The sequence below is a fragment of the Butyrivibrio proteoclasticus B316 genome, assembly GCF_000145035.1.
Classification (GTDB): Bacteria; Bacillota; Clostridia; order Lachnospirales; family Lachnospiraceae; genus Butyrivibrio; species Butyrivibrio proteoclasticus.
The window spans coordinates 1,123,632-1,147,670 of sequence record NC_014387.1 but is presented as its reverse complement, the minus strand read 5'-3'; the positions used below and the strand labels follow the sequence as shown (position 1 = coordinate 1,147,670).

The 24,039-nt window shown below is 41.4% G+C and carries 16 protein-coding genes and 1 other RNA gene; 2 read left to right on the top strand and 15 right to left on the bottom strand.

The genetic code is table 11. From position 1 onward, the window contains the following. Positions 1-75: 75 nt before the first annotated feature. The 5 genes from BPR_RS04790 to rnpB form a co-directional block, all read right to left on the bottom strand. Positions 76-1,101 carry a sugar kinase gene (locus tag BPR_RS04790; protein WP_013280330.1) on the bottom strand — a complete coding sequence of 342 codons (1,026 nt, stop codon included), beginning with the start codon at positions 1,099-1,101 and terminating at the stop codon, positions 76-78. A 114-nt stretch (positions 1,102-1,215) separates the two neighbouring features. Next, positions 1,216-2,181: a bifunctional 4-hydroxy-2-oxoglutarate aldolase/2-dehydro-3-deoxy-phosphogluconate aldolase gene (locus BPR_RS04785; RefSeq protein ID WP_013280329.1), complete on the bottom strand. Its 966-nt coding sequence runs from the start codon at positions 2,179-2,181 to the stop codon at positions 1,216-1,218. Positions 2,182-2,289: 108 nt separating this feature from the next. Continuing rightward, complete coding sequence (locus tag BPR_RS04780; RefSeq protein WP_013280328.1) at positions 2,290-3,132, bottom strand: gluconate 5-dehydrogenase; 843 nt, start codon at positions 3,130-3,132, stop codon at positions 2,290-2,292. A 45-nt stretch (positions 3,133-3,177) separates the two neighbouring features. Beyond that, the gene (gene kduI, locus BPR_RS04775; RefSeq protein ID WP_013280327.1) at positions 3,178-4,041 is read right to left on the bottom strand and encodes a 5-dehydro-4-deoxy-D-glucuronate isomerase; all 864 of its coding nucleotides are present in this window, start codon (positions 4,039-4,041) and stop codon (positions 3,178-3,180) included. 377 nt (positions 4,042-4,418) lie between these two features. Beyond that, an RNA gene (gene rnpB / locus BPR_RS20070) (RNase P RNA component class A) lies at positions 4,419-4,898 on the bottom strand. Positions 4,899-5,081: 183 nt separating this feature from the next. Between rnpB and BPR_RS04765 the strand changes: the two genes are divergently transcribed. Continuing rightward, on the top strand, positions 5,082-6,518 hold the full coding sequence (locus BPR_RS04765; RefSeq protein ID WP_013280326.1) for a cell wall hydrolase: 1,437 nt from the start codon (positions 5,082-5,084) through the stop codon (positions 6,516-6,518). 146 nt (positions 6,519-6,664) lie between these two features. Here BPR_RS04765 and BPR_RS04760 read toward each other — a convergent pair whose 3' ends face one another. From BPR_RS04760 to BPR_RS04750, 3 genes are all read right to left on the bottom strand, one after another. Further along, positions 6,665-7,459 carry a DUF4367 domain-containing protein gene (locus BPR_RS04760; RefSeq protein WP_042256566.1) on the bottom strand — a complete coding sequence of 265 codons (795 nt, stop codon included), beginning with the start codon at positions 7,457-7,459 and terminating at the stop codon, positions 6,665-6,667. Continuing rightward, positions 7,452-7,949 (bottom strand): RNA polymerase sigma factor, encoded by a 498-nt coding sequence (locus BPR_RS04755; protein ID WP_042256564.1) that lies wholly within the window; start codon positions 7,947-7,949, stop codon positions 7,452-7,454. The genes BPR_RS04760 and BPR_RS04755 overlap by 8 nt, the downstream gene beginning before the upstream one ends. A gap of 146 nt (positions 7,950-8,095) precedes the next feature. After that, a complete protein-coding gene (locus BPR_RS04750) occupies positions 8,096-9,787 on the bottom strand; it encodes a vWA domain-containing protein (RefSeq protein WP_042256562.1) in 1,692 nt (563 codons plus the stop codon). Positions 9,788-10,020: 233 nt separating this feature from the next. Here BPR_RS04750 and BPR_RS19655 point away from each other — a divergent pair, with 233 nt between their 5' ends. Then, complete coding sequence (locus BPR_RS19655; protein WP_013280322.1) at positions 10,021-12,582, top strand: bifunctional diguanylate cyclase/phosphodiesterase; 2,562 nt, start codon at positions 10,021-10,023, stop codon at positions 12,580-12,582. A 90-nt stretch (positions 12,583-12,672) separates the two neighbouring features. Here BPR_RS19655 and BPR_RS04740 read toward each other — a convergent pair whose 3' ends face one another. The 7 genes from BPR_RS04740 to BPR_RS04710 all read right to left on the bottom strand — a co-directional run bounded on the left by BPR_RS04740 (position 12,673) and on the right by BPR_RS04710 (position 23,971). After that, on the bottom strand, positions 12,673-14,325 hold the full coding sequence (locus BPR_RS04740; protein WP_013280321.1) for a nucleoside kinase: 1,653 nt from the start codon (positions 14,323-14,325) through the stop codon (positions 12,673-12,675). A gap of 68 nt (positions 14,326-14,393) precedes the next feature. Then, positions 14,394-15,209: a class I SAM-dependent methyltransferase gene (locus BPR_RS04735; RefSeq protein ID WP_242662200.1), complete on the bottom strand. Its 816-nt coding sequence runs from the start codon at positions 15,207-15,209 to the stop codon at positions 14,394-14,396. 39 nt (positions 15,210-15,248) lie between these two features. Beyond that, on the bottom strand, positions 15,249-16,463 hold the full coding sequence (gene rpoD, locus BPR_RS04730) for an RNA polymerase sigma factor RpoD (RefSeq protein WP_026663497.1): 1,215 nt from the start codon (positions 16,461-16,463) through the stop codon (positions 15,249-15,251). A 378-nt stretch (positions 16,464-16,841) separates the two neighbouring features. Continuing rightward, the gene (gene dnaG, locus BPR_RS04725) at positions 16,842-18,620 is read right to left on the bottom strand and encodes a DNA primase (protein WP_013280318.1); all 1,779 of its coding nucleotides are present in this window, start codon (positions 18,618-18,620) and stop codon (positions 16,842-16,844) included. A gap of 2 nt (positions 18,621-18,622) precedes the next feature. After that, positions 18,623-19,630, bottom strand: coding sequence for a deoxyguanosinetriphosphate triphosphohydrolase (locus tag BPR_RS04720; RefSeq protein WP_042256560.1), 1,008 nt, complete (start codon positions 19,628-19,630; stop codon positions 18,623-18,625). A 128-nt stretch (positions 19,631-19,758) separates the two neighbouring features. Beyond that, on the bottom strand, positions 19,759-20,061 hold the full coding sequence (locus BPR_RS04715; RefSeq protein WP_013280316.1) for a hypothetical protein: 303 nt from the start codon (positions 20,059-20,061) through the stop codon (positions 19,759-19,761). Between the two features lie 43 nt (positions 20,062-20,104). Continuing rightward, positions 20,105-23,971, bottom strand: a complete 3,867-nt coding sequence (locus BPR_RS04710) for a SpaA isopeptide-forming pilin-related protein (RefSeq protein WP_013280315.1) — start codon at positions 23,969-23,971, stop codon at positions 20,105-20,107. Between the last annotated feature and the right edge of the window lie 68 nt (positions 23,972-24,039).

Genomic DNA, 24,039 nt, shown 5'->3' with positions numbered 1-24,039 from the left:
TATGATATTTTAATTAAAAATAAAAAAACTGTGATGGAATAAACTAATTCCACCACAGTTCTATACAAGTCAATATTATCTCTGGATACGTCCTGAACCGTCTCCACCAGCAAGCTTGTTAACCTCATCAACAGTAACAAGGTTGAAGTCGCCTTCGATTGAGTGCTTAAGAGCAGATGCTGCTACAGCAAACTCAATTGTAGCCTGAGGATCAAATCCATTTACGCAGCTGTAAATAAGACCGCCGCCGAATGAATCACCACCACCTACACGGTCAACGATGTGAAGTGCATACTTCTTGGAGAAGTAAGCCTGTCCATCTGTGTAGAGCATAGCACTCCAGTTGTTATCATTAGCTGAAAGAGACTCACGAAGTGTGATAGCAACCTTCTTAAATCCAAATCTCTCTGTAAGCTTCTGAGCAACTTCGATGTAGCCTTCTCTGTTAAGCTTACCTGTTGTAACGTCTGTTGAAGAAGCTGCGATACCGAATACATCGTTAGCATCCTCCTCATTAGCGATACATACATCAACATACTGGCAAAGCTCAGCCATTACCTTGCCTGCCTTCTCCTTGCTCCAGAGCTTACCTCTGTAGTTAAGGTCGCAAGAAACAGTAAGACCATGCTCCTTAGCCTTCTTACAAGCTTCAAGTGTGATCTCAGCAAGTGAATCACTTACAGCTGGAGTAATACCTGTGAAGTGGAACCACTCAGCGCCCTCGAAGATTTCATCCCAGTTGAAGTCTGCAGGAACAGCCTCAGCGATAGCTGAATGAGCTCTATCATAGATACACTTAGAGCCTCTCTGTGAAGCACCCTTCTCATTGTAGTAGATACCTACACGATCACCGCCTCTGGTAATCTTAGATGTATCAACGCCATACTTTCTAAGTGAGTTAACAGCAGCCTGTCCAATCTCGTGCTTAGGAAGCTTTGTAACATATACAGAATCAAGACCATAGTTAGCAAGAGAAACTGAAACGTTAGCCTCTCCACCACCAAATGTAGCCTCAAGGTGATCAACCTGAACAAATCTGAGATAATTGTCTGGCTGAAGACGAAGCATGATTTCACCAAATGTAACGACTTTCTTTGACATAATAAATATCCTTTCATTTATAACAACAAATTATTAACAGCACTTCAATCTGTACTGAAATTACTAATAAAAACTCTTCAAGTAGTTATTAACTGAATAATGTATCAAATCACATTAGTCATTCTTGCAAAGATGAACAGCAAATCCGCCAAAATCATCTGCAAGATAAGCAACCTTAAGATGGTTGTCTGCATCATATGAGAATGAAGACTCATCAAACTTAACGCCCTGCTTGGACAGATGATATACAGCTCTGTCGATATTGTTGCAGCCAACAGCGATGTGTCCGCATGTTCCACGGCCCTTAGCCTTCATAACTTCTACGAAAGATCCGGCAAATACTGAAGAATTGCCAACCTTCTTGGTAAATCCAAATAATGAATCAAACTTATCAGCAACAGCTTCAGCTGCATCTGCGCTATCCTGATTGATTCCGATGTGCTTAAGTTTGAAGCCAAGCATAGCATTAACTGCATCTCTTGTCATTGCTTCGATCTCATCGAACTTGCCTGCAGAAATGAGGTCTTTTTTAACCATCCAGCTACCGCCGCAGCAGAATACCTTGTTAAATCCAAGATAGTCATTTAAGTTGTTCTTGTTGATACCGCCTGTAGGCATGAAATGCATCTTAGTATAAGGAGCTGCCATAGCCTTGATCTTGGCAATACCACCGTTCTGCTCAGCTGGGAAGAACTTAACGCAATCAAGTCCAAGTTCAATAGCCTGCTCAACCTCACCAGGTGTTGCTGTTCCAGGTACTACAGGTACTCCGATTGACTGAATGTACTCAACATTTGCTCTGTTGAATCCAGGGCTAACGATAAACTTAGCGCCTGCAGCCTTAGCACGATCAGCCTGCTCAGCATTAAGAACTGTGCCTGCACCTACGATCATCTCAGGGAATTTCTGAGAAATGATTCTGATTGCTTCCTCGGCAGCTGCTGTACGGAAAGTAACCTCTGCAGCAGGAAGACCGCCCTTAATAAGTGCCTCTGCAAGTGGCTCAGCGTCCTTGGCATCGTCAATAGCTATTACTGGGACAATACCGATTTTATAAAGTTCTTCACAAATCTTATCCATATTGATTTCCTTTCTGGTTAAACAAAAAATCTAAATACATTTAAAATCCTCCGGTGCTGTTTTTCAAGCACCAGAGAATAATATGCACATTTACAAGCGTAAAATGCGTTACTCTTCAACATCTGCAAATTTGCTAGGATCAAGGTTTCCAGGATCCTGTCCGATGTAAGCAGAAATACCACCATCGATGTAAACAACCTGTCCATTGATGAAGTCAGAAGCAGGAGAAGCAAGGAATACTGCAAGTCCCATAAGGTCCTCTGTCTTGCCCCATCTCTGAGCCGGTGTCTTAGAACGGATGAATCTGTCGAATGGATGCATCTCACCGTTAGGTCCTTTCTCACGAAGAGGAGCTGTCTGTGGTGTAGCGATGTAGCCAGGTCCAATAGCGTTACACTGTATATTGTACTGACCATACTCAGAGCAGATATTTCTTGTGAGCATCTTAAGTCCGCCCTTAGCTGCTGCATAAGCAGATACTGTCTCACGGCCGAACTCTGACATCATAGAACATGCGTTGATGATCTTACCTGATCCCTTCTTGATCATTGCTGGAAGAACAGCCTTAGAACAGATGAATGGACCTGTAAGGTCTACATCAATAACCTGCTGCCACTGGTCAACAGTCATATCGATCATAGGAATTCTCTTAATGATACCTGCGTTGTTAACAAGGATATCAATTGTTCCAACGTTAGCCTCAACGTCAGCAACAAACTTCTGAACCTGATCCTCTTTTGTTACGTCGCAAACTGCACCGAATGCATCGATGCCGAGCTTCTTGTACTCAGCCATTCCCTTGTCTACAAGGTCCTGATTGATATCGTTGAATACTACTCTTGCTCCGCTCTCTGCAAATGCTACTGCATAAGCAAGTCCAAGTCCGTAAGAAGCACCTGTAACCCATGCTACCTTACCTTCAAGTGAAAAATTCTTTAAAAAATCCTGCATTGAAAATACCCTCCTATTATATGCTAAATTGTTTTTATTTATCGCTTACATCAAATCCTGCATTGCGCAGTCATCCATATCATCAAAATCCTGGTTCTCTCCAACCATTCCCCAGATGAATGTATAAGCCTGTGTGCCGCATCCTGAATGAATTGACCAGCTAGGGCTGATAACAGCCTGCTCATTTCTCATGATGATATGTCTTGTCTCCTGAGGTTCTCCCATGAAATGCATTACCATAGCATCTTCAGGAATATCAAAGTAAAGATATACTTCCATTCTGCGGTCATGTGTATGGCATGGCATTGTATTCCATACGCTGCCCGGCTTGAGCTCTGTCATACCCATTTCAAGCTGACAAGTCTCAACCTGTCCGGGAAGGATATACTTGTTGATAACTCTATGATTGGCACCCTCAAGGCTTCCAAGTTCCTTCTTGTTCTCATCCTTGATGATCACAACGCCTTCCTCAGGTGTTCCCTCTCTCTTAATAAGAACTGTAGGATATGTCTTGTGAGCAGGTGCGCTGTTGATATAGAACTTGGCAGGCTTAGCTGAATCAACACTGGCAAAAGAGATATCTCTTGCACCCATTCCAATGTACATGCCCTGCTTGTACTCTACTGTATACTTCTTGCCATCGATAGTGATCACTCCGGCTCCGCCGATATTGATAACGCCCATCTCTCTTCTCTGAAGGAAGTACTCAGCTCTCAGCTCATCTCCTGCTGTAAGCTTAAGCTCTTTGTCTACAGGTACTGCTGATCCAGTGATGATCCTGTCAATATGGCTGTAAACAAGCTTGATATCATCAGGCTGGAAAAGATCATCGATGAGAAATTCCTCTCTTAGTCTCTTGGTATCATAGTACTTCTCATCTTTTGGTGAACATGCAGTTCTAAGTTCCATAACTCCATCTCCTTTACAAACCTTTTTCTATATAATTAATGTTTCTTATCAATTCGTTATCCTGCATAAAAAACTGCACAATATCAAAGCAACATCTCTTGCATATAGCATTTTAGTACTCATGCTCTTGTATCATACTGTATATTTTTTTCTTTGTCAGTTCATTTTTGTTATAAAAACTTGCAAATCTTGACATTATGTAAGTGCTTTCACGTTTTTTACATTTTAACGCTTATAGCCGCAGAATACAAGGAAGAACTCTTGTTTTAATAGAGTAAAAAAGTGCAAATAAAAACCTCGCAGGCTTATATTCGTAAGTCGATGAACAAGTCATCTCATTATTCTGAATATACAGCCAACGAGGTATTTCAAACTTATGAATGAGTAGGACTATAAGCCGGGTTATGTCGTGGATGATCATCTATCTAGGACTGCCGTCGCCGACAGCCTCAAGCGACCCACCTGAAAGCGAACCGGGCCGGTTCATAGCTTTCTATTCGGTCTTGCTTCGGATGGGGTTTACATGGCTACTGATGTTACCACCAGCACGGTAGTCTCTTACACTGCCTTTCCACCCTTACGCCGGCAATATGTGAGGCGGTCACTCGGAATGCAAGCATTCCTCGTTACGCGGCATTCGCCGCATGCCCATAACAATATGTGCCATATTTCATGCAAGCATGAATATGTCCCACATTGTCGCGGTCGCCCGCCTCATTGCTAACGCGGTATATCTCTGTTGCACTATCCTGGGAGTCACCTCCACCAGACGTTATCTGGCATCCTGCCCTGCGAAGCCCGGACTTTCCTCTCCCATGCCCTTTCGTCTGCATGGCAGCGATCATCTATCCTACTCAAGCTTTTAAATTTTAACACATTTACAATCGATGTAAAAGCCTATAGATACTAGCACAGTAGGCCAGTTATGTCAAATTGCTTGTTGTAATTAAATTGTGTACTTGTTATAGTAAATTATAGGGGGAATTTATGAAAAGAGGTTATTTTACGGGGGAATTGCAACAATCACATCATTATCGCTGATGGTCACGGCGGTGCCTTTAGAGGTGCATGCCGAAGAATTGGATGAGACCATTGCTGTCATGCAACAGCAGGAGGCTGAAACTCAGCAGACAATATCAAACCTTGAGAAGCAGACCAAAGAGACTCAGGATGCTATCAAGGCTCTTCAGGGTCAGCAACAGCAGACGCAGACCAATGTTTCCAATCTCCAGAATCAGAGTAGTGCCCTTCAGAGCACTATCAACGGATATTCCAGCAAACTAACAACCCTTAATCAGGAAATCTCAGAGACCGAGAGTCAGATGGCCGAAGTCTCTTCTCAAATAGTCCAATTAGAAAATGAACTCTCAAAAGCGCAGCAACAGGAAAAAGACAGATATGAGCTTCTCAAAAAACGCCTTCAGTCAACCTATGAAAACGGAGGTAGTTCCGGTCTTCTGCGGCTTCTCCTGGAATCAGGCTCCATGAGTGAGTTTCTGACCAAATTTGAATACTTAAATGCAATAATGTCTTATGATCAGCGTAAGATCAGGGAATATCAGTCTCTCCAGGAACAGATACAGGCCAAAAAGGAAGTTGTAGAAGAAAAAGAAGCTGAGCTTGATAAATATCAGGACAGCCTCGATGAAAAGCACGACGAACTCACAGAACTCACCAACACTGTAAAAGGACAGCTTAGCAATACAAATTCCAATCTGAATTCAGAAAAAAACAAGCTTGCCAATTTCGATCAGCAGTTAAAAGAGCTTGATAAAAAAATGAAGGGTCTTGAATCACAGACAGCCGCTGCTCAGGCCAAACTGGCTCAGCAGATTGCGGAACGACTGGCACTTACAAAAGAGGATACATCCGGTTCCTACTCTGCAAGTGATGAAGAACTTATCTGGCTTGCCGCCACAATTCAGGCAGAAGCCGGAGGAGAATCCTACACAGGTAAACTGGCTGTTGGCTCAGTTATAATGAACAGGGTAAAAAGTTCTTCTTTTCCCAATACTATAGTGGGCGTTATAACACAAAACCTGCAGTTCGCATCCTACAGATCAGGAAAGGTTGAACTCATCATATCAAACGGGCCAAACTCCACCTGCGTAAACGCAGCACGAGAAGTTCTTGGAGGTGCCAGAGTAGGTGATTATCTCTTTTTCATGACCAAATACTGGGCAGATTACTACAGAATCAGTGAATACAACATGATCGGTAATCACGCTTTCTTCTATAGATGGATCACCAAGCCCGAGGAGACACCTGCTGAACAGCCACAGGAAAACCAGGATCAGCAGGATGATCAGGAACAGGGAGATCAAAGTCAGGATAACCAGAATCAGTCAGAAGAAGGCAATCAGCAGGAGCAATCCGAAGAAAATCAAGATGATCAGGGACAGCAGGAGCAGCCTGAAGAAAACCCGAACGAGCAGGAAGAATCCGGAGAAAATCAAGAAGGCCAGAGTGAACCTTAACAACCATTTCAAACTATCCCTAAATCACCCAAGCATTTAATTTATCAGCCTTAATACATGAAATAGCCAGAAATGTGCAGTTCTCGGAAAACAAGCATTTCTGGCTATTCATTAATATCGCTGATAACTAAATCTCAACACCCTCATTAATCAAAGGTGAATATATTATTCATAAGCTCTGTCATTTCATCCAGGCTTATCTTCTCCACACTCTCTAGTGTGTACTCAATTTCATTTATGACCCAGATTGCTGTATCGAAGCCATCCTCGGTTCCATACAGTCTTACATCCACACCGTCTATCGTGATCTGCTGCGGTGTTTGATCCTCGGCAAAGGCTCCGCCGGTCTTTGCAACATCCGCAAGCTTGGTTTCTCTGACTGTTATCTGATTGCCTGTAACATCATAGACTATTGTTGCAGTTGTTTCTCCATCAAGATAATAATCTGTCTCTGATGAGATGCTGCTGAGGTACTCTATTTCTGAAAACTCAGCACCGGCAACTTTAGATAGCTTCTGAACAGAGTCATATTTAACCCAGCTCCCTTTGATAAGCTCATTTTCCTGCTTAACATCATCCGCTGTTTCATGGTGAAGATCGGCTGCTGCTTCATGAGCAACCTCCATAGCCACCTCGCTCATAGTAGTCGTTTTCATAAGGCCATTGCCTCTGGAGCCAAATACAACTGCGCCTCCAACAAACAATATAACTGCCGCCGCAGCAAGTCCTGCATACCTTATAATTGACTTAAAATCTATGGTATTATCGTTATCTGATTCCAAGTCACGTACTATAGCATCCTCGCCTTTGGATTTCTCAGCTTTGAATTCCTCATCCTTAAATTCCTCATCCTTGAATTCATCCGCAATATTCTGAAGGATCCTGCTGCGCATTTCTTCAGTAACTTCTATTTTATTCATGACATCATTGTATTTACCCAAAGTCGTACGCCTCCTTCAAAATCTTTTTAAGTTTATCACGTCCACGCTTAAGATCAGATCTAACCGTGGACTCATTTCGGCTAAGTATTTCCGCAATCTCCTTAGTTGAATATCCTTCCTGATAAAAGAGATGTACCACCTCTCTATATTTATCCGGAAGAGCCTTGACAGCTTCCCATACGTAAGAAAGATCCTCTTTATCTTTATCTGCAACCAATTCCTCAGAAAGCTCATCCGACTGCCTTCTCTTAAGATACAGTATCTTGTTCTTACTGAGGTTGGACGCCACAGTAATCAGCCACGCCTTCTCATGTGAATCATTAGCAAAAGTCGGGTTATTCCTCAGAAACTGAATTAGTGTATCCTGCAAAATATCCTCTGCATCCTCCATATTATGTAAATAGGAATACGCTACCCTAAGTATAATATTCCCATATTTGTCCATTAATGCTGCCGCCCTTTCTGTGACAGCCTGATTACAATCTCCCATTATTCCTCCGTAAAGCAAAAAACCTATTATATATTTCCCCATGTCAGCTTATTTGCAAGTAATATCCACAAATATGCGACAGGTAATTATATCATGCTTTACGGAGAAATTGTATTTTTTATATCACTTTACAGAAATAATAATACTCAGCTTCTTTTGCTGAGAGTCTTTACAAGATAAAAGAATTCATCCTGATAATCATCAGTCTCTTCAAGTTCCTTGTATGTCTTGATAATATCCTCAAAGCTGGATGTGCCCTTATTCTCACTGTTCTCCAAGATCATAGCAAATTCTGCGACACTACCAGCAAATTTAAAGTCATCACTTGGATTCTCAGTTACTACATCATCGCCTACAACTACGCTAAAGAGCTGAGACTTATCATCATCAGGATCCTTATAGCGAACACTGACTGTTGCAAACTCATGCGCATACTTAACCTTTTCTCCACTAACAGCCTTCTGCTCATCCTGATACTTAAGATCAATTGCTTTAGGACTGCGCGCAGGAACTATCTCGTAAAGAGCTACTACGCTGTGGCCGGCGCCTATTTCTCCGCCGTCTTTAGTATCATCATTAAAATCCTGGTCATCCATCATTCTGTTCTCATAACCAATAAGTCTGTAGGCATTTACATTTGCAGGATTAAATTCAACCTGGAGCTTAACATCCTTTGCTACTGTGTAAAGAGTTGATGACATCTCATCTACTAAAACTTTTTTGCCTTCTTCAAGAGAATCTATATAGGAATAGTTACCATTTCCACAATCAGCAAGGGTCTGCATCTTGTCATCCTTATAGTTACCCTCGCCAAATCCAAGAATTGAGAGGAATACGCCTTCATCTTTTTTGTCTGTAATAAACTTCTCAAGGTCATCCAAATCTGATATACCAACATTCAGATCACCGTCAGTTGCCATGATAACTCTGTTATTGCCGCCTTCAATAAAGTACTTCTGCGCGATTTCATATGCCTTCTGCATACCGGCCTGACCGTTTGTACATCCGTTTGCATGGAGCTTATCTATAGCCTTTTTGATGCCTTTCTTGTTACTCATAGGTTCACCTGAAAGAACCACCTTCTCTTCACCTGAATATGTGACAATTGAAATAGTTCCTTCATCAGGAAGGGAATCTACAAGCTCATCAAATGACTTCTGTAAAAGAGGAAGCTTATTTCTGGAACTCATTGATCCGGACACATCTATCAGAAATACCAGATTGCTGACCGGAGCTTCTTCCATATCAATCTCTCCTGTCTTCATCCCGACAAACATAAGCTGATTGTCTGAATTCCAGGGGCATGCAGAAACCTCTGTGGTTATACCGAACAGATCTCCTTTTTCAGGTTCATAGAGATCATAATTAAAATAATTGATGAATTCCTCAGGTCTTACAGATTCAGGATCGATTTCTCCAACTGCATAGCCATCCTCGATCATTCTGCGGACATTTGAATATGATGCAGTATCAACGTCAGCTGCAAAAGTAGAAAGCGGCTGATTCATTACAAGATTAAAACCGTTTTCTTCCGGCTTGGTATAGGATTCATTATTATTAATTACTTTTTTATCGCCATAATAATTATCAGTAGTATTGTCAGAATACTTGTAATTATTATTGGTTCCAGCAGAATACTTACCTCTTTCATCAGCGGATTTAGCATCGCTGTTTACCGGAGCCTGTGCTGCGCCCTCAGTATAAGTGTCATTTTGGTAGTACTCTGCCTCGGATGCAGTCGAATCAGTCATATTACTTGTACCTCCGCATCCGGCAAGTGTGGTCATCAAGAGCGATGAGCCAATTAGCAGTGACAAACCTTTTGCATTCTTTTTCATAATTTTTCCCTCCAAGTTTATGCACAGAAATCATTCTGTGTTTTTAACCTTCTATCCATTAAACACATCCCAAGTAAGCCATGTTGCATAATCATCAAAATAAAAAATAAATTTTATTAAAAAAAAATTATTTCTTTACTTCGTATATTTTTATAAATGATTAAAATGATAAAATAAGTACGTAAATTAGTTTATATCCAATTGGACAGTTAGCTGCCCACAGGAGCAAACCATTGGGAATTAACGGCAAAACCACAGCTGAATTTGAGCAATATATCATTGATAATCTTGATATTGCTCTAAAAGAAGAATGGATAAAGGCATATCATCAGCCTCTTATTCGTGCTGCCAGTGGAAAAGTTTCCGATGAAGAAGCTTTTGCCAAATGGGAAGATCCTAAATACGGCACTTTCTCTGCATCTGAATTCGTTCCCATTTTAGAGAGAAAAAAACTCACATATAAACTCGACCTGTACATGGCCGAAAGAATTCTCAAGAAAATAAAGAGCCAGGGAGAACATGGCCTTTATATGGTTCCTGAGTCTATTAATATTGCCAAAACCGATTTTGACCGCTGTGATATGGTCACTGAAATAGCTAAAAGAATAGATGCCTCAGGCTTATCCAGGGACAAGCTCTCAGTTGAGTTATCCGAAAGGACCATATCATCTGACGTTGATTTTATGAAAACTCAGATTGAGCGTTTTCATAACGAAGGAATCAAAGTGTGGATGGATGATTACGGAAGCGGTTACTCATCTCTTCTTTTGCTGTTGCAGATTCGCTTTGACCTTCTCAAAGTTGATAAAGCCTTTGTTGATCAGATTGAACATAGCGAGAAAGGCCGCATCATTCTGACAGAGCTTGTCAAAACAGCTCTTTCTCTTGGAATGGACACAGTTGCTGAAGGCGTTGAAACCAGGGCTCAGAGCGAATTCTTAAGAGAAATCGGTTGTACCAAATTACAGGGCTATTTTTATACACCTGCTCTTTCTCTCGCTGATATCATAGAAAGAAATGAAAAGGGCATACAGATAGGATTTGAAAATCCTGCAGAAGTTGACTATTTTGAGCAGCTTGGCAAAGTAAATCTTTATGATCTGTCCATTTCTACAAATGACGATTACTCCCAGGATACCTATTTTGACACTATGCCTATGGTCATCTTTTCTATCGATGATGTATGTGCTAAGTTCATCCGCGGAAACAAAACCTTCAGAGAATTTATAGAAAATAACTATAAGCATCTATTAGAAATTGACAGATTTATGTTTGAAAACTTCAAGCCTGGGTCTGGTTACTACTCTTTTAATGCAGTAAGACAATGTGCCGCTGACGGAAAAAGAGTGATCATAGATGACAGGTTAAAAGACGGCCGCAGCATACAGCTCCTGATCCGCAGGATTGCTGTTAATCCGGTGACCCATTCTGCCGCTGTAGCTATATGCATATTATCTGTCAGTAACTACAATTCAGAAGAAAATCTCACCTACAACTATGTGGCGCGAATTCTTTCCCAGGACTATATCAGGCTGTACTTTGTCGATATGGACACAGAGAATTATACAGCATATTTTTCAGACGGCCCAAATCGCGATATCAAAATTGACAGACGTGGTTCTAACTTTTTTAACTTTACAAATGATGATTTTGATCTGAATATGCTCCCTGAAGACAAGGAGCAGCTCATAAAATCTTTTACCAAAGAAAATGTAGCGCATGGGATCAAAAATAACGAAATATTCTCAGTAGTTACCAGAGTCATCTTTGACGAAAAGCCAATATTCGTCTCTATTAAAGCTGTTAAGGTTCACGGAAACGGAAATAACATCATTGTAGGAATCTCTGACGCTGATGCCCAGATAAAAGACAGGGAAGCCTTGGAAAAGGCCAGGGAAGAAAGGCTTATTTATTCCAGAATCGGAGCTTTAAACGGTGACTTTGTCTATATTTACACTATTGATCCAAAAACCATGCACTTTATCAAGTACAATCCTTCCGATAATAATTCAGATATGAATTTACCGGCCGAAGGAGATGATTTCTTTAATACCGTTTACAAGAGAATACCTGTTGGTATCTATCATGAAGACGTAGCCGCATATCAAGCTGCTTTTACGAAAGAAAATGTTTTCAGGCAGATTAAAAATACAGGAATCTTCGAGCATCACCACAGACTTAATTTTAATGGCAAACCAGTCTATGTTGTAATGAAAGCAACCATTGTTCATGAAGATGACAGTGATCTTCTTATCATTGGTATCATAAATGTGGACGAGAGGGTCAAAAAAGAGCTTGAATATGCCAAAAGTCTTGATGCTGCTGAAAACAAGGCGGTTATCGATGATCTTACAGGAATTAAAAACAAGACAGCATACTCAGAAGCAGAACGAAAGATAAATGAGCAGATTGCCAATAAGGAAATGTCACCATTTGCCATTGCTGTATTTGATATAAATGACTTAAAGCAGGTAAATGATACACTTGGGCACCAGGCTGGTGATACTCTGATTCAGAACGGATGCGCAATGATCTGTCAGCACTTCAAGCACAGCCCTGTATTTCGTGTGGGCGGTGATGAGTTTGTAGCTATATTAAAGGGCTATGATTACAACAATGTTGTCAGATTAATGGATAATTTCTACAAGCACAACCTGGAGAACAAAGCCAAGGGCGAAGTTGTAGTTGCTGCAGGAATGTCCAAATACGACAACGACAAAGCTGTAGCTACTATATTCAAACGTGCTGATGAGCAGATGTACGCAAACAAAAAGAAGTTAAAAAAGAGTGAATAACTATCTATCATAAGATGGTCATTCACTCTTTTATCATCTGTCATATCAAAATCATAGCTTAATCTTTCAGCTTAAATCCCGCAAATATTCTCATACCTTGAAACAGCTTCCGCCTACAAACTCACGGCATATAGAGTTACGTGGAAGGAAAGAACTGTCCACACTTACAAAGTAATCAAGGAATTTAAGAAGCCTCTTAGCTTCGTAATACTCAGGTTCATCTTTTCCTATATTGAACAAAAGCGGCTCGGCATATTGCTTGATTACTGCAAGCTCGTAGATCTGAGCTGAATTAAACATTTCATCCGCTTCCTCCTGGAATGGGAAAATGTTCTCTTCTTCACCGGCTCTTACAGATCCCCACATGCTGATAGTCTTCTTGGCAGAAGCGCCTCTTGTACGGGCATCTCTGACAATTCTTCTAAGAAGTCTTCCGTCAGTTGTAGGAATTCTGTTGTGATTATCAATACTAAGCGTAGTCAGGGCGCTTATATAAATCTTAAACTTGGACTCACTTGGAAGAGCATAGCTCATTTTCTCATTAAGTCCATGAATTCCCTCAATAACAAGAACGTCATTCTTACCAAGCTGGAGGAAATCACCGTTCATTTCTCTTTTGCCTGTTACAAAATTAAACTCCGGCATCTCAACTCTCTCGCCCTTTAAAAGCCTTGTCATATCCTGATTAAATCTCTCTACATCAAGCGCCTCAAGGCATTCAAAGTTATAGCTTCCATCCTCATTAAGAGGAGTCTTTTCTCTGTCAACGAAATAGTTATCAAGACTTATAGGATGCGGGGTAAGTCCATAGGTACGAAGCTGAATGGAAAGCCTGTTTGCAAAGCTTGTCTTACCTGAAGAACTTGGGCCGGCTATCATGACAAACTTAACATCGATCCTCTTAAAAATCTTCCTTGCAATATCCGCGATACGGCTCTCCTGAAGAGCTTCCTGAACAAGGATCATCTCATTGATCCTGCCTTCGCAGATCATATTGTTAAGATCACCAACATTGGCGATTCCCTGCATAGCGCCCCAGTCACTTGAGAGCATCATTGTATTAAAGAGCTTCTCTCTTGGCTCGGAAACAACTACTTTTTCAGGTTCCTGCTTGGTAGGCAGGGTGAATAATAATCCTCCGTGATAACACTCAACCTGGAAGTTCTCGATATAGGAAGTATTAGGAAGCATATATCCATAAAAATAATCGTACAGATCTCCCAGCTTATAAATATTGATCTCGGAGCTTCTCCTGTATTTAAGAAGGGCTACCTTATCATCCATGCCCTGCTTCTTGAAGATTTCTATAGCATCATCAAGAGGATAAACTCTCTTGGTTATAGGCATTTTCTCTGAAATCAGGAATTTAATCCTGTCAGATACCTTGGCTGCAAATTCATCGTCAACCTTGATATCGCCCTTGATCGTGCAGTAATAGCCATTACCTATAGTAAATTCAACTCTGGTTTTGAGCTGCTTGTCGCCGCCGACATCGCGAACAGCCTTGATAAGAAGCATGATCGCGGTTCTGCGCATGGTCTTATAACCGATAGTATCGCTAAAAGTGATAAAAGAAAGCTCTCCGTCCTTTTTAACTGTCTTCATGAGCTCTCTTATCTTACCGTTAAACATAACAGCAGCAATCCTGCTGTTATACTGGTTCTGATACTCCTTGGCAATTTCTTCGTAGGTAACGCCTTTATTATATTCTTTTTGAATTCCATTAATTGTTATTATAGACATACGGAATTCTCCTTTTCCCTCATATGTTGCAGCAAAAACAAGTTACCCCAATTGCTGCTCTTAAATAATCATTCAAATAACTGAAGAACAGCTGTAGTCTCAGCAAGATCCGTCCGGAGCTCTTCATATCTCCTGGTCTGTCCCTTGCCTTTAAGTTCTTCTAATATCGCGGCTGTAACTTCTGCTCCATGTCTGCAGTATTCCTGTAATAAGGGATCCCCATGCAGAATATTGCATTCGCCAAATCTATCGCAGATATGTTCTGCTCTCTCTACGTCACATCCGCATTTCTCGGTCAAAAGAGCTATAGCATCCGCATAATGATCTCTTTTTCTGCCAAGTCGTCCGGCGGCTCTTTCTCCCACAAAAGAAACCTTCATCGGAAAATAATATTTGCCATCATCAAAAACGATCTTCTCATCGAGAATCACATATCCCTTATCTCTTAGATATTTGCGAAACTCATCAAGATCTGACTGCGGCTGCAAAACTCCAAAGCGAACTCCAAGAGCTACAGGGTCTCCTTCTTCAAGAATACGCATCATGAGTTTGCCGCCCATTCCTGCTATGATAATTGCATCTGCTTCTCCGGGTTCTAAAGCCTTAAGTCCATCTGACAATCTGGTCTTAATATGATCCGAAAACCCAAAGTCATGAATGTTGTTCAACGCTCCTGACAGAGGGCCCTTCCTTACATCCATGGCAATTGCCCTACTGGCAATACCGCTCTCTACAAGATAGATAGACACATATCCGTGGTCACAGCCTATATCTGCGACCACAGGTTTTTTGTCTATATCATTTAGATCATTACTGCCTTCTTCTATAGCATCAGCATCTGTCTGTCTCAGCATTTCTGCAAGCGCCAACAGTCTATGTGACATTCTCGATGCGACGCTTATTTTTTTATCAGCTGCCATATCTTAATCCAAATAATCCTTGAGCTTACGGCTGCGGCTAGGATGACGAAGCTTTCTAAGAGCCTTGGCTTCGATCTGTCTGATACGCTCACGGGTTACGTTAAATTCCTTACCAACTTCTTCAAGAGTTCTTGCTCTTCCGTCATCAAGACCAAAACGGAGACGAAGAACCTTCTGCTCACGCTCTGTAAGAGTTCCAAGAACCTCTACAAGCTGCTCCTTGAGAAGTGTGAATGCTGCTGCGTCAGCAGGTACAGGAACATTGTCATCCTGAATGAAATCACCAAGATGTGAATCTTCCTCTTCACCGATAGGAGTCTCAAGTGATACAGGCTCCTGAGAAATCTTGAGGATTTCGCGAACACGCTCTACAGGCATATTCATCTCTTTTGCTACCTCTTCAGGAAGTGGCTCACGGCCAAGCTCCTGGAGAAGCTGACGGCTGACACGGATGAGCTTGTTGATAGTCTCAACCATGTGAACAGGGATACGGATTGTTCTTGCCTGATCGGCAATAGCTCTTGTAATAGCCTGTCTGATCCACCATGTAGCATATGTAGAGAACTTGAATCCCTTACGGAAATCGAACTTCTCTACTGCCTTGATAAGTCCAAGGTTACCTTCCTGAATAAGATCAAGGAAGAGCATTCCTCTACCAACATATCTCTTGGCAATACTTACAACAAGTCGAAGGTTTGCTTCAGCAAGACGCTTTTTAGCCTCTTCGCCCTCGTAAATAATTGCATTTAATTCTTTCTTTCTGGCATCTGAAAGCTTGTTTACATCCTTGTCATCAGCAAGCTCTTTTTCTGCATCTGCTCCGGCTTCCATGGCCTGAGCAAGATCAATTTCCTGATCAGCTGTAAGAAGTGGAACCTTACCGATTTCCTTGAGGTACATTCTGACAGGATCCTCGATGCTGATTCCGTCAGGAACTGAAAGGTCGATATTCTCCATATCAACTTCTTCGTCATCATCTACAAGGAGCATGTCATCGTCATCCGGGATATCATCTACGTCATCCTCAGATACTCTCAGGACATCAATTCCGGAATTCTCAAGAACTTCCAGTACATTGTCAAACTGCTCTTCATTAAGATTGAGTTCAGCAAAGAAATCACTGATTTCAGCGTACTCAAGTACATTTTTCTTTTTCTTGGCAAGTGCAAGGATTTCCTTGACCTTCTGGGAAAAGAGCTCTCTTGTAGCCTCATCGATCTCGCCATCCTCAGAGTTCTGTGAAGGAGCTTCCTTGTCAGCCTTGCTCTTTCTTCCCTTTGTCTTAGGAGCTTCCTCTGCAGAATCAGCAGTAACAACTACAATATTCTTTTTGCTTCTCTTAGCAGGCTTCTTCTCTGCAATTTCTGCCTCTGCAACTTCTGCTTCTGCTGCCTTTTTGGACTTCTTGGCCTTGGTTTCTACTGCAGCTTCTTCTGTAGCAGCTGCTGCCTTCTTAGTTGTCTTCTTTTCTGTCTTAGCTGTTTCCTTCTTGGCTGTCTCTTTCTTAGCGGCAGCCTTTACAGTCTTCTTAGCTTCTGTTTCCTTTGGTGTAGTTTCTTTCTTTGCCATTTTTATATTTTCCTTTTCTTATTATTCTTAATCATCCGGTGAAATGTTTGCATGTGCCAGTTTTTCCAGGGCTTTTTTGCCTTGAATTGTCTTATTGAGATAATCAGGATCGTCCGGTTTAAGCTCTTTCTTTTGCCTGTCGTATCCAGCCTGCTTAACTCCCAGGATTATATCCCTGAAAGCCTTGCGCCTCTGATCCTTGGTCTCTATGTCCACCAGATTTGTGTTGAACATCTCTGCAACCTGCCCATACTGTTCCTCTTCTGTGAAGTGGTCCAGTATAGCCGCCGGTGAAAAATTGCCATTAGCCATTCCGGTGAAAACTTCAGTTGCGACCTTCCTGTAGAGATCGTCCGAAAAGTCATCCGGTGTTACCCATGCTGCGACCTTGGGATAAATATCAGGCTCATCTGTCAGCCAAGTAAGAAGGAGTCTCTGGTTCTTCCTCGCTCCATCCTCCGGCTTCTTTTTACTTTGTATTCCTGATTCAGGTCTTCTTGCCGGGGTAACCATTCCGGCTCTGCCTGCATAAGATGCTACAAGTCCCTTTAAATCCGCTATGGCTATGTTATATCTGGCAGCCACAGCCTCTGTGTAGTTCTCTCTTTCAAGAGGTTCCTCAAACTCGCAGAGTTTTCTTGCTATGTCTCTGTAAAACTCTGTCTTGTCCTCGGGATCTGCCAGATTACGATGAGATTCCATAACCCTGACTTCAAAAAAGAAAGTGCTCTCTGCATTTCTGATCCGCTCTTCAAAAGCCTCTTTACCCTCATTCTTGATGAACTCGTCAGGATCCTTGTGAGGGCGAAGATCAAGGACCTTACCCTTGAGACCTGCCTCTTTGAGAATACCGATTCCTCTAAGCGCCGCCTTGGTTCCTGCCTCGTCACTGTCATAAGATAAAATGACTTCGTCGGTGTATCTCTTGAGGATCATGGCCTGTCCTGTAGTAAAAGCTGTTCCCAGTGAAGCAACAGCCATGGTAAAGCCTGCCTGATGCATAGCTATAACATCCATATATCCTTCGCAGATTATCATATAGCCTGCTCTGGAATTCTTGGCGTAATTAAGTCCAAAAAGGTTGCGGCTCTTATCAAAGATAAGTGTTTCCGGAGAGTTCAGGTATTTGGGTTTGCCATCTCCCAGAACTCTTCCTCCAAAACCAATTACTTTCTGGGATGCATCCTGTATAGGAAACATCACTCTGTTCCAGAATTTATCATGTGTTCCGTATTTCTCGTCGTAGGAAGCAAGGCCTGCGTCAATGATCTGACTGTCCTCATATCCTAGACTCTTTAAATGTTTGACCAGATCATCACTTGTAATATTGGAATATCCAAGTCCAAAGTGCTGCATGGTCTCATCGGTAAGTTTCCTCCCTCTGAAATACTCCATGCCCTTCTGGCCATTTCTGCCTCGAAGCTGATAGTAATAATACTTGGCAGCTTCCTTGTTGATATCAAGCAAAATCTGGCGCTTATCTCTCATAGCCTTGGCTGCAGGTGAATCATCCTCATCGGGAAGCTTTATTCCTGCCCTGTCTGCCAGTTGCTTGACTGCTTCTGTAAATGTTAAGTTGTCATATTTCATCAAAAAAGTAATGACATTGCCTCCTGCTCCGCATCCAAAGCAGTAATACATCTGCTTGTGACCGGATACTGAAAAAGAGCCGGATTTCTCGTTGTGGAAGGGGCATAGGCCAAAGTAATTTGCTCCCTTTTTCTGAAGGTGAACATATTGTCCAACCACGTCAACAATGTCATTTCTACTGCGGACTTCTTCGATGATTTCGTCCGAATATCGCATTGTTATAATACTCCCCAGGATCGAGGTATATATACCTCTTCAAATACTGCTACTGCGTATCTGTCAGTCATAGAGCTAACATAATCGCATACCAGGCGCTCTTTGGGAACGCCTTCCTCCATCATCCTCTTAAGGTATTCCGGAATCTTGTCTATATGATCAATATAGTAGTGATACAGAATCTTGATCATATCTTCTACCTTACCCTCCTGTCCCTTGGCAACAGGGTTGGTATAAACTCTCTCAAACATGAACTTACGAAGCCTGTGAAATGCATCATAGACTTCATCAGACATTCTGATATCGTCAGTATCCATGCTGACTGAAATAATATCGTGGATAAAGGTATCAATCCACTCTCTGTTGGAATTGCCGATAACCTTGGCAAGGTCACGTGGAATATCACTCTCCACAAGGATCCCGCCTCTTATGGCATCGTCCATGTCGTGATGCATATAAGCGATCTTGTCAGATAATCTTACAACTCTTCCTTCCAAAGTGGCTGGCCTGAGATCCATCTCATGGTTGAGGATTCCATCCCTCACTTCCCATGTAAGGTTAAGCCCCTGGCCATAGTTCTCAAGCTTCTCCACGATCCTAAGGCTCTGTTCATTATGCTTAAAGCCAAAGGGACAGACTTCATTAAGAGCCCTCTCCCCTGCATGTCCAAAGGGCGTATGCCCCAGATCATGCCCCAGTGCTATCGCCTCGGCAAGGTCTTCGTTAAGTCTGAGAGCCTTGGCAATTGTCCTGGCATTCTGCGATACCTCAAGAGTATGCGTCATACGTGTTCTGTAATGATCACCCTCAGGAGATAAAAAAACCTGCGTCTTATCCTTGAGTCTTCTAAAGGACTTGGAATATAGTATTCTGTCTCTGTCTCTCTGAAAACAAGGCCTGATATCACAGGGTTTCTCGTCTATTTCTCTCCCTTTCGATTCAGAACTAAGTGTTGCATACTTACTAAGGATCTGAGCTTCTCTTTCTTCCAGTTGTTCTCGTATTTTCATTAAGTCGCCTCTTCTAAAGTATAAAAAAACACCAAAACAAAACCCCACATCAAATAATATTCGACGTGAGGTTTCAAAATCCTTTTTAATTGTTAAAAATTTTTAGAAAAGTTGTTGCAATTGCCTATTTACTGCCAGTTGCCGTTTTCATACTGATCATTTATCCATTTGACAGCGGCTTCAAAGCCTTCCTGAGATACCTCGAAATTCTCTGAAGTCATCAGCTTCTTGTCAGTCATCCCATAGGAATAAGGTTCAGGCCATACAGTAGCCATAAGTGTTGCAGGTCCTCTTTTATCAACAGGAATGAACTTGACGTTTTCAAGAGGTTCCCTCGCAAGCCTGTAACGCATTCCCTTATAACTTCCAAAGAAAGCTTCTCCATATTCATAGTGCATAAGATTAAAAAATGTATTCTGCTCTATTAACATATTTAAATAATATCCTGCCTATACAAATGATCATTATATGATATCACATTTTCTCTGAACCGGTAGTTTCTTTATTTCTCCTGATACCTACAAATGCAAGGATCATAAATGCCATGATCATAGCACTTACTGTGCCTGTCATATCACTGTCCCCTGTATCAGATCCTCTGGCAACACCAAGAACTTCCGGAAGATCATCCGGATTTCTGCTAACGCCAAGTACCTCAGGCAGATCTGGAAGTGCAATGGTTGTATTGCTGCTTGTCACAACAGGATCAGCAAGCGTAATAACAGTACTGTTCTCCTGTGATACCGGTGTTTCAGGTGTCTTCGGCGTCTCATCATCGCGATCAGGATCTGTTGGTGGATCTATAATCTCCAATTCAGGCTTCTTACTGTTTTTAACCACAAACTCTGCTGTCTTACCGGAACTTGTTACATCTACAATTTCAAGATCAGCCTTATCAATGCCTACTGATTTAGCATAATCATTTACATATTCCTTGACATCAGCTATTACTGAGTCAAACTTTCTATCCTTGAATATAACAAAATGTCTGTACTGATCTCTCTGATAATCCTTGGGAGCTTCAAGCTCTTCGTAGTAATAAAGAGTATCAAAGATAAGTGATTCGTACTTGCCATCTTCACTAAAGGTTATATTAAAGAATGGATCAGTAGTCTCCTTTACTGCCACCTCTGAAACTGACTTGTCTTGAAGGTTAACTCTGTAAAGACCAAACTTTGCTCCTGCAAGTCCGTTTGCTACATTGTCCGCATCCACCTTGGTAATACGTATAGCTCCTTTAGAACTTGAAATATTAGCTGATAACTTGTCAAAAACGAACTCGCCATCTTCTGTATCTGCAATGCTGCTCTTACCACTAAGAGTCGCGGTATTGCTAATAGCAACTTTGATCTTGCCATCACCTATTTCTTGGCCCTTGGAAGAATCCGGCTTAACCTGATATTCAACAAGAATTGCTCTGCTGTCCGGAACTGCTATTTCAACCTTTGTTCCCTGTATAGTAACATTTGGTTCCGGAATGCTTATTTCATTTCCCTTAACACCGCCTGCATAATCATATACATGGAGAGATCCTGTGACATATACTCCATTTTGTATTTCGTCACTCAGAATGATGGTATCTCCATCTACAAGATCAAGCGCCTTGTCATTTACAACTATAGAATAGTCAACAGCCTGTGCCTTCTCGTTCATGACAGCTCTCTTATCAAGGAAAGTAAATGCATCCGCACTGCTGCCCTTAGCTTCTCCTGTCACACCTGCAACGTCTCCGCTTACAGTATTGTCAAAAGATAAAATTGCACTGCTGCCACTTTTTTTAATAAAGTTCGATAAGTATTCACTGCTAACAACTGTCTCAAAAGAAATTACACATGCATTATCTGTTTCTGACATTTCTTCAGGCCATGTAAATGCCCATTTAAGCTCTGTCTTTCCATTATCTGCCGACACAATCTGAGGCTCTGTTGTTGCAATTATTCCTCCTCCAAGACTACTGATCTTGGTTGAGCCGCTTCTATAGCTGAGATTCTCAAGAAGAACATCTGTAATCTCTGCCTTGGCTCCTGCTGCAATTCTCTTATTAGTCTGTCCCACGTCGTTTTTGTTAACAGTTACAGTCCATGGAATAACATACTTGCCGGATTTCTGATCATAATAGCCCTTTGAAGCTTCTTTCATCATAGGAAGTCCCTCTGATGAAACTTCGTAAGATTTATTATCACTCTTTGTTTTTTTATCAATTGTGATTTGAATATTGTTATTAAACTTAACAGTACTTCCCTGAGGATAACTGTGTACATCCTCGCGTCCGTAGTAATCCTGTGTCTGATAGTTTATTACATAATTACCGGGCTCAAGCATTTTAGCTTCAATCTGGAATTTACTCTTATCATCATCAAAGTATTTAAATTTGGTATGAGCATCTGCAATTTTCTTGTATGTTCCATCTTCCTGAACTCTATAAAGTACTACTGACTTTGGTACTATTACTGATACTACGTCAACACCATTTATTGCTTTATTAGAATCCTCAGCTTTGATCGTATCAGTGATCATAACATTATATGTTGATTTTTCTCCGCTTACAGTAAATTCAGCCTTCCAGGATACAATACCCTCCGCATTTCTCTCCTCTGCAATCTCCTTACTGATAGAAGTTTCAAAGGAACCGGAATGCTTATATACAGCTTCAATTTGTGCCTCATCCAAAAGAACACCATTTCTGTTAATACCGGCATAGTTAGTATATTCTGTTTTGGTAGTAGGCAGCTTCCCTCTGATTTTGGAAGTATATGTAAGCTTATAGTAGTGGACAGGTGTATTTTCAGGGAAATCTATCTTGAGCTTCCACTGTCCATTTTCTTCAACGAAATATGGCTCAAAGCCATTATAGGCTCTCCAATATTTCTGATCATCGGAATAAACGATTTTAACTGTATCCTGTTCAAATTCCATATTTGGATCAAGGACATCTTCAAAAGTACATCCGGAAATATCACTGGCATATGCGCCGTTATTGATATATAATTCCCAGCTCACTACTCCATCAGCTGTTATGTTTGGGTTCGTGTTGCCATACTTACCAGTTTTCTTAATAAGCTTGCCAGCCTTCATAGTTGCATAGCCGGTGTCATTTAGTGGCTCTGAAGCGCCATCCCATTTCCAGGTAACTATATTTCCATTGCCAGCAGCAAATATCTCATCCTCTGACATTCCATCTGTAGAGATAATATTTACAGGCTTAATCATATACTCAAGGGTATATTTGCCTGCCTCGATATGAGCTACTGTAACCTTAAGAGTATGATCATCAATCTGCTCGAAAAGGGCTCCTTTTACGCCGCTTAACTTAAAGCCTCCGTCCAGAACAAGATTATCCCCAAGAACATCAGTTATCTCAAAATTATCCGCAGCAGCACTTACATCAAATGTAACAGTCCACTTTGCAGCTTCATCAAGAATTGATACGTTTCCTTTTTCTCCTGTGATTACAGGCTTTTTAACTACAATCTGAATCTTCTGGGTATCAGAAAAAGAAATCTCAATAGTACCATCGCCATTTATACTATTGGGATTGACTTTACACAAAAGGCCAACGCTTCCGCTAAGTCCGTTTGGCTTTTTTTCAAGAACATCAGTCTTAATTTCAAAGGTCATTACATTATTGTCATCAACAATAGCTGACCCAATTTCTATATCGCCCTCGCTAACAGGAATGATATTACCTTTAGCTCTGGTAAAATCAAGGCTGTCAGGTAATGTATAAGTAAACTTACCATCGGGTATTTTTTCTGCATTTTTAATGTGAAACTCAAAACCTATTTCAAAAAACTCTTCTGAAGAATCTAATTCATTCTTACTGGTTGTAACCTTAGTTATTTCTCCAAAATCCGGATTACTAAGATCAGCTGTTACAGCAGGTGTTACAGAAAGTAGCATAGACTTAAGCAGTAATCCTCCTTCGTCAGGCTCGATAACTGTTGTAACTGTAGCAGCTTCGTCAGTTTCACTACTCTCTTCAGAAGAAGCATCCACAGATGCGTCGCTCTCTTCAATAGACTCAATATCAGATGAAATGAGTGTAGTTGAATCCTCATACGCAGATGCATCATCCATCTCCTCAGATTCAGCATCAGATGAAATAAGTGCAGCTGAATCCTCATACGCAGATGTATCACTGCCATCAGCACCACTACTCTCCTGTACCGTGTCATTTACCAACTCAAAAATTGAGTCTTCTGATGGCGCATGATCGTCATCATAAACCATCGCAGGCATTTCCCCGTCGCCTGCATACACAACAGTAGTCCCCAAACTTGAGAATACTGTTGTAAGCGTAAGAACGCTAACAAGTATCCTCCTTAATACCTTGTTTTTCATTAACCCTTTCCTCCAATAAAACCAGATACCTCATACCGTTTTCCCCCTTTTATAACGCCTGAGAATCT

Coding starts and splice junctions, on each gene's coding strand:
- BPR_RS04765 (WP_013280326.1), top strand. CDS start 5,082: ATGGTCACGGCGGTGCCTTTAGAGGTGCATGCCGAAGAATTGGATGAG.
- BPR_RS04785 (WP_013280329.1), bottom strand. CDS start 2,181: ATGGATAAGATTTGTGAAGAACTTTATAAAATCGGTATTGTCCCAGTA.
- BPR_RS04755 (WP_042256564.1), bottom strand. CDS start 7,949: ATGGGAGATTGTAATCAGGCTGTCACAGAAAGGGCGGCAGCATTAATG.
- BPR_RS04750 (WP_042256562.1), bottom strand. CDS start 9,787: ATGAAAAAGAATGCAAAAGGTTTGTCACTGCTAATTGGCTCATCGCTC.
- BPR_RS04715 (WP_013280316.1), bottom strand. CDS start 20,061: ATGTTAATAGAGCAGAATACATTTTTTAATCTTATGCACTATGAATAT.
- dnaG (WP_013280318.1), bottom strand. CDS start 18,620: ATGCGATATTCGGACGAAATCATCGAAGAAGTCCGCAGTAGAAATGAC.
- BPR_RS04740 (WP_013280321.1), bottom strand. CDS start 14,325: ATGTCTATAATAACAATTAATGGAATTCAAAAAGAATATAATAAAGGC.
- BPR_RS04780 (WP_013280328.1), bottom strand. CDS start 3,132: ATGCAGGATTTTTTAAAGAATTTTTCACTTGAAGGTAAGGTAGCATGG.
- kduI (WP_013280327.1), bottom strand. CDS start 4,041: ATGGAACTTAGAACTGCATGTTCACCAAAAGATGAGAAGTACTATGAT.
- BPR_RS04710 (WP_013280315.1), bottom strand. CDS start 23,971: ATGAAAAACAAGGTATTAAGGAGGATACTTGTTAGCGTTCTTACGCTT.
- BPR_RS04735 (WP_242662200.1), bottom strand. CDS start 15,209: ATGTCACATAGACTGTTGGCGCTTGCAGAAATGCTGAGACAGACAGAT.
- BPR_RS04720 (WP_042256560.1), bottom strand. CDS start 19,630: ATGAAAATACGAGAACAACTGGAAGAAAGAGAAGCTCAGATCCTTAGT.
- BPR_RS04790 (WP_013280330.1), bottom strand. CDS start 1,101: ATGTCAAAGAAAGTCGTTACATTTGGTGAAATCATGCTTCGTCTTCAG.